Consider the following 5,493-nt stretch of genomic DNA (forward strand, 5'->3'; position numbering starts at 1 on the left):
TTTTTGATGGTAATAAACCTTTGGCCGCCGGTGTTATTTTGTTAGTCGGGTTATTAATTACAATGGGAATTGGTAGCTCGTTTTCAACAGTGCCTATTATTGCAACTTTGTTTGTTCCTTTGTGTTTAGATCTTGGGTTTTCGGTTATGGCAACCGCTGCACTTGTTGGTACTGCGGGCGCTTTAGGTGATGCAGGCTCCCCTGCTTCAGATTCAACGCTTGGCCCAACATCAGGTTTAAATGCCGATGGCCAGCACGACCATATTAGAGACTCTGTTATTCCAACGTTTATTCACTTTAACATTCCACTGCTGATATTTGGCTGGATTGCAGCAATGGTGCTTTAGTTGTATGCATGTAAGTATTCGTAAATTTAATTAAAAGTTAAATGTAACTAAAAAGGTATGTTTAAAGCATGCCTTTTTAGTATCCAAATCCAACAACTCTCACCCCTATCAACTCCCCCCCAGTTTGATTACTTTTTTTAGTTAATATTAACTCTGTTGTCGAGGTTATATTTAATGAATATTTAGTATGATGTGTTCTTTTAGGGGTTTTATATAAGCACCAATTAAGGTGCTTATATAAATTTACTTTACCGCATATTTAAAGCTTTAAATTAATCAAAACCATAAATCATTTTGTCGCATACTACCGGAGTCGGTCTGTGGTTATCATCGACTGCAACAAACGTAAAGCTACCACTAATGGCAGAGTGCTTATCATCTCTGTGCATAGTTTCTAATAATATATCTACGTCAACTTTTAAGCTGGTATTACCTACATGGACTACTTTAGCAATTAACTCTGCAAAAGTACCTGCTGGTATCGCTTCTTTAAAATCAACTCTATCTGAAGATATAGTTACCAAAGGCTTACGGCAAAAACGAGTTGCTGCTATAAATGCCACTTCATCCATCCACGCCAGTGCATCACCACCAAATAAAGTATTGTGATGATTAGTACGCCCTGGAAACACAGTTTTAGTTACCGATGTGGTTGAGTCTTCAATACGCTGAGCAATTATTGCATCGCGATTTACTTCAGTCATAATCTCTACTTTTTGTTTGCTAATGTATCTTGCATTAGTAATGCAGGATCAAGGCGTTCGCCTTTCCAGTTAAAACGCCAATCTAGGTGAGGACCCGTTACACGCCCTGTTGCACCAATTTCAGCCACTTTGTTACCTTGCTTAATTTTGTCACCCACTTTTACATCAAGCTTACTTAAATGAATGTAAGTTGAGGTAATACCATGGCCATGATCAATAATTAATGTACCACCTGAGTAGTATAAATCAGGTTCAGAAAATACCACGGTACCACTAATTGGCGCGTAAACAGGAGAACCTGTTTTATTAGCAATGTCTAAGCCAAAGTGCGGACGACGAGGCTCACCATTAAAATAGCGCTGACTACCATAAACACCCGATATACGCCCTTCTGCAGGCTTTAACACAGGGTCTAAAAAGTACAGTAAATCAGAGTCTACTTCTCTCGCTTTACGAACAGCAACTGCTTCGCGGCTTATACGTGCACTGACTTCTTTTGCCGGTGAAACATACTTCTTAGCCACGCCGGTAATTTTATCAATTTCATATTCACGCTTAGTTATGGCTAGCGGCTGTGAATGCGATTTACCCGTGTTATCTACCCATTTTAAAGTATGAGTCGTTTCAGCGTCACGCCCAAAACCAAATACAAAGTCACCATTTGGCGAAAGTTTTAAGCTTTTGCCATCTAAACTTACTGAATTAGCGTTTTCTAGCTTTCCAGTAACTAAACCGCCTTGTGTTAAATGCCCTTTTAACTCAAGCGCCATAGCACTAAAGCTAGCAGAGGCAACAAGCGCTGTTGCTAAAAGTGTTTTAAACATAACTAATCGATCCTTTTCCAACACCTTCATAAGCCGTTACTTTCACTGCTTTTTCTGGGTATTGGGCTTTAATTTGGCCAGCTACATGTTCAGCAATACATTCTACAGTGGTATCTACTGGCAAAATGTCGCAACGAGACTCGCTTATAGCCATTTCAAAATAGCCTTGTGCCGATGTATAAGCAAAACATACATCACCCGCTTTGGCTGTTATGTGTTTTAAATCAGCTGCGTTAATTTGATCTTCACTGGTGGCTAAGTAAATATCTTCCCACTTTTGAGACCATTCTTTTTGCAAGCGCGGCATAGAGATACCATCTAGGCTAATACCAATTTGAGAACGATGCCCATGAATAATACGCTGGCAATTACCGTCATGCTTTTTAAGGCCATGGCTGTAATGATAGTAAAAACTTTGGCTGTGTTCAGGCTTAAGAGACAGCTCAATTTTTTCAATGTTATCTGGTAGCTTCGGTAAAATAGTCGCAATTAAAAATTCGGTAACCGATTCAACAGTTACTTCGTCTGCGTTAATCATGCAATAAGCTTGATGAGGAGCGCTCATAGCTAAGTGATTATTTTCACCAAATGTACAGTCGAGTGTTTTATGCTCGTCAAATTCAGATACAGTGCCATTAAGCCCTGTAGGAATTGCTAAACGGTGATCAATACACTCATCTATAATGCCTTTAATTTGCTTTTTAACTAAACCAAAGTCTAAAACCATAGACTCTTCGTTAAGTTTACCGTGCAAAGTTAAATCAACAATCCAGCTCTCGCCAACGGCGCCGCGTTTGTTACATAAGTAAGAAAAATCAATCACAGTTAGTGAGTTAACAAAAAGGATCATAAACTTCCTTTAGACTGGTTATAAGACAGCGTTAATTATAATGATTTCTGATTGTAATTGCGCGGTTTTATAGTGCAAAAACCAATCGCGTTGATTGATTGATGATTTAATATGCAATATTTTGATTTTTTAACTGCTCCGAGTTGTTTAGCGTACAAGTGTACGCTAAAGTACTTGGCAATTTCTAAGCGAAGATAAGTGTTATGGAACCTAAAAATAGCTATACAAAAGAAGAGTTGATCCTGTGTGGTCAAGGTGAAATGTTTGGTGAAGGTAACTGCCGTTTACCAAGTGACAACATGTTAATGATGGATCGCATTACCTCTATTACTGCTGATGGCGGTATTCATGGTAAAGGCGAAATTGTTGCTGAGCTTGATATTGACCCTAGCCTTTGGTTTTTCGATTGTCATTTTAAAGGCGACCCAGTAATGCCAGGTTGTTTAGGCTTAGATGCTATGTGGCAACTAGTTGGTTTTTACTTAGGTTGGTCTGGTGGCCCAGGTCTTGGCCGTGCGCTAGGTGTGGGTGAAGTTAAATTTACTGGCCAAATTTTACCAACTAATAAAAAAGTAACTTACCGCCTTGTAATGAAACGCGTAATTAAACGTAAATTATTCATGGGCGTTGCAGATGGCACTGTAGAAGTAGATGGCCGAGTAATTTACGAAGCAAAAGATTTAAAAGTGGGCTTGTTCCAAGACACTAGCGCGTTTTAATTTTTAAATGCGTACAAAAAGGCCTCCAACGTGGAGGCCTTTTTGCTTAAATTCGATTATTGATTTTAGGTTTTGTACATGTTGCGGTTTTCAATCGCTTCACGCCAACCTCCTAACCACTCTGATTTGGGATCTACTTGTTGATAAGGGCATAGCTCTTTTGAGCGACCTGCTAAACCTGCTTTAAAACCTTGAGAATGAGCTCTTTCTAAACGATCTCTTTTCTGTCTCTTCATCGGTAATATCCTCACCTTTTTATTTATATATTGTGTAGCATTAGTGAAATCTACATTTAATGAATAGTTAATAAAAATGTAAAATTCAAATCGTAAAAGCAATTAAATTGTTTGACTTTAACTAAGTTGCTGATGCAAAAATGAATTAACATTTAAAAAAGTAAGTGGTCATACAACATTTAATTTGACCGGTTTTATGCTAAATAAAATGCGACTCAATAATCGCTAAAAAGCACTTATGTGCTTTAATTGTGACCGACTAATATTGACTAAGTTCCAAACAAAAATGTAATCGTTACACTTTTATTTCATTAATCTTAAATTAATAGCCCGCCCCTAACTTGAAGTATTTTTAAACAATTTAAATTTATGCTTGATTATTTAAAGTCGATCGGTCTAATATGAGTTCATGAACAAAAATACATCAACACCAATACGCCGTGGTCGCCCACCTAAAATAGCCAGAGAGAACGCCGATACCAAAGCGCTACTTATTCGCACGGGCCTAGAAACCCTAACTGAGTTTGGCTTTAGCGCCACGGGGCTCGATACTATTTTAAAAAAAGCGGCTGTACCTAAAGGCTCCTTTTATCATTACTTTAAAAGTAAAGAGGCCTTCGGCATTGCGTTAGTTGATGCATACGACAGTTACTTTATTGCAAAGCTTACCCATTACATACAGCAAGAAGATGTTCCCCCACTTGAGCGAATCGTTAATTTTACCCAAAGCGCAATTAAAGGAATGAAAAAATACGATTACAAACGTGGCTGTTTAGTAGGTAACTTAAATCAAGAGCTTAACCATTTAAGTGATGAGTTTAAAACCAGATTAATGCAAAGCTACACCGCTTGGCAAAACCATGTAGAGGTTTGCTTAAACCAAGCTAAGCAACAAGGCACTATTGCAAGCCATGTAAATACAAAATTGATGAGTGAGTACTTTTGGATTGGCTGGGAAGGTGCAGTTATGCGCGCCAAGCTCACAAAATCAAATACTCCACTTACTTTGTATACAGAAATGTTTTTACGCGCATTATTAACCTAATGCGTTTTTATTTACCAATTAAAAGACGATCGGTCTAAAAGGATATCCCATGAGTAACCCAATTAAAGCCATTGTTATTAATAAAGAAGATAATAACTACAGCGCCTCATTATCGACTATCGAAAATAGTGATTTACCAAACGAAAACGTGTCTATCGACGTGCTATACAGCACACTTAACTATAAAGATGGTTTAGCAATTACAGGTAAAGGCCCCGTTGTACGCAGTTTTCCTATGGTGCCAGGTATCGATTTAGTGGGTACGGTTACAAATTCCACCAGCGATGAATTTAAAAGTGGCGATAACGTAATATTAAATGGCTTTGGTGTAGGCGAAAAACATTGGGGCGGGCTTGCTCAAAAAGCGGCACTTAATAGCGATTGGCTAATCCCCTTGCCTGCAGGTATCTCTCCAAAACAAGCGATGCAAATAGGTACAGCCGGTTATACCGCTATGCTAAGTGTTATAGCTCTTGAAAAACAAGGTATTACGCCTGAATCTGGCGAAATACTGGTAACAGGTGCCAATGGTGGTGTAGGCAGCTTTGCTATTTATTTATTAAACCAGCTAGGCTACAACGTAACAGCAGCTACGGGTCGATTAGATCAAAGTGAATATTTAAAAGAGTTAGGTGCTAAACAAGTAATTTACAGAAACGAGCTTTCAAATCCTGGTAAGCCTTTGCAAAAAGAGCGCTTTGCAGCGGCAATAGATTCAGTAGGTAGCCATACACTTGCTAATATTTGTGCATCATTAAAGTATGGGGG

At 38.5% G+C, this 5,493-nt stretch carries 8 protein-coding genes; 4 read left to right on the forward strand and 4 right to left on the reverse strand.

The genetic code is table 11. The annotated features are described in order from the left end of the window. Positions 1–347, forward strand: a 347-nt coding sequence (locus L652_RS0103605; RefSeq protein ID WP_029770156.1) for a Na+/H+ antiporter NhaC family protein, incomplete at its 5' end; no start/stop codon positions are given. A gap of 272 nt (positions 348–619) precedes the next feature. Here the strand turns inward: L652_RS0103605 and L652_RS0103610 are convergent. Genes L652_RS0103610 through L652_RS0103620 form a run of 3 tightly spaced genes read right to left on the reverse strand, consistent with a single transcriptional unit; the run spans position 620 to position 2,725 of the window. Beyond that, on the reverse strand, positions 620–1,051 hold the full coding sequence (locus L652_RS0103610) for an acyl-CoA thioesterase (RefSeq protein WP_024595365.1): 432 nt from the start codon (positions 1,049–1,051) through the stop codon (positions 620–622). Positions 1,052–1,056: 5 nt separating this feature from the next. Further along, positions 1,057–1,875, reverse strand: a complete 819-nt coding sequence (locus L652_RS0103615; protein ID WP_024595366.1) for a M23 family metallopeptidase — start codon at positions 1,873–1,875, stop codon at positions 1,057–1,059. Continuing rightward, complete coding sequence (locus L652_RS0103620; RefSeq protein WP_024595367.1) at positions 1,868–2,725, reverse strand: 6-carboxytetrahydropterin synthase; 858 nt, start codon at positions 2,723–2,725, stop codon at positions 1,868–1,870. The genes L652_RS0103615 and L652_RS0103620 overlap by 8 nt, the downstream gene beginning before the upstream one ends. Before the next feature lie 203 nt (positions 2,726–2,928). Between L652_RS0103620 and fabA the strand changes: the two genes are divergently transcribed. After that, the gene (gene fabA, locus L652_RS0103625; protein WP_002960896.1) at positions 2,929–3,444 is read left to right on the forward strand and encodes a bifunctional 3-hydroxydecanoyl-ACP dehydratase/trans-2-decenoyl-ACP isomerase; all 516 of its coding nucleotides are present in this window, start codon (positions 2,929–2,931) and stop codon (positions 3,442–3,444) included. 65 nt (positions 3,445–3,509) lie between these two features. On the opposite strand, the gene rmf is transcribed toward fabA, so the two are convergent. Then, positions 3,510–3,680, reverse strand: coding sequence for a ribosome modulation factor (gene rmf / locus L652_RS0103630; RefSeq protein WP_002960897.1), 171 nt, complete (start codon positions 3,678–3,680; stop codon positions 3,510–3,512). A gap of 409 nt (positions 3,681–4,089) precedes the next feature. On the opposite strand from rmf, the gene L652_RS0103635 reads away from it, so the two are divergent. After that, positions 4,090–4,725, forward strand: coding sequence for a TetR/AcrR family transcriptional regulator (locus L652_RS0103635; protein WP_024595368.1), 636 nt, complete (start codon positions 4,090–4,092; stop codon positions 4,723–4,725). Between the two features lie 49 nt (positions 4,726–4,774). Continuing rightward, positions 4,775–5,493, forward strand: a 719-nt coding sequence (locus L652_RS0103640) for an MDR family oxidoreductase (RefSeq protein ID WP_024595369.1), incomplete at its 3' end; no start/stop codon positions are given.

This window comes from Pseudoalteromonas sp. TB25 (assembly GCF_000497995.1).
Taxonomy (GTDB): Bacteria; Pseudomonadota; Gammaproteobacteria; order Enterobacterales; family Alteromonadaceae; genus Pseudoalteromonas; species Pseudoalteromonas distincta.

What these genes read in the sequence shown, in the direction of transcription:
- L652_RS0103610 (WP_024595365.1), bottom strand. Translation starts at nt 1,051, where the DNA reads ATGACTGAAGTAAATCGCGATGCAATAATTGCTCAGCGTATTGAAGAC.
- L652_RS0103615 (WP_024595366.1), bottom strand. Translation starts at nt 1,875, where the DNA reads ATGTTTAAAACACTTTTAGCAACAGCGCTTGTTGCCTCTGCTAGCTTT.
- L652_RS0103620 (WP_024595367.1), bottom strand. Translation starts at nt 2,725, where the DNA reads ATGATCCTTTTTGTTAACTCACTAACTGTGATTGATTTTTCTTACTTA.
- fabA (WP_002960896.1), top strand. Translation starts at nt 2,929, where the DNA reads ATGGAACCTAAAAATAGCTATACAAAAGAAGAGTTGATCCTGTGTGGT.
- rmf (WP_002960897.1), bottom strand. Translation starts at nt 3,680, where the DNA reads ATGAAGAGACAGAAAAGAGATCGTTTAGAAAGAGCTCATTCTCAAGGT.
- L652_RS0103635 (WP_024595368.1), top strand. Translation starts at nt 4,090, where the DNA reads ATGAACAAAAATACATCAACACCAATACGCCGTGGTCGCCCACCTAAA.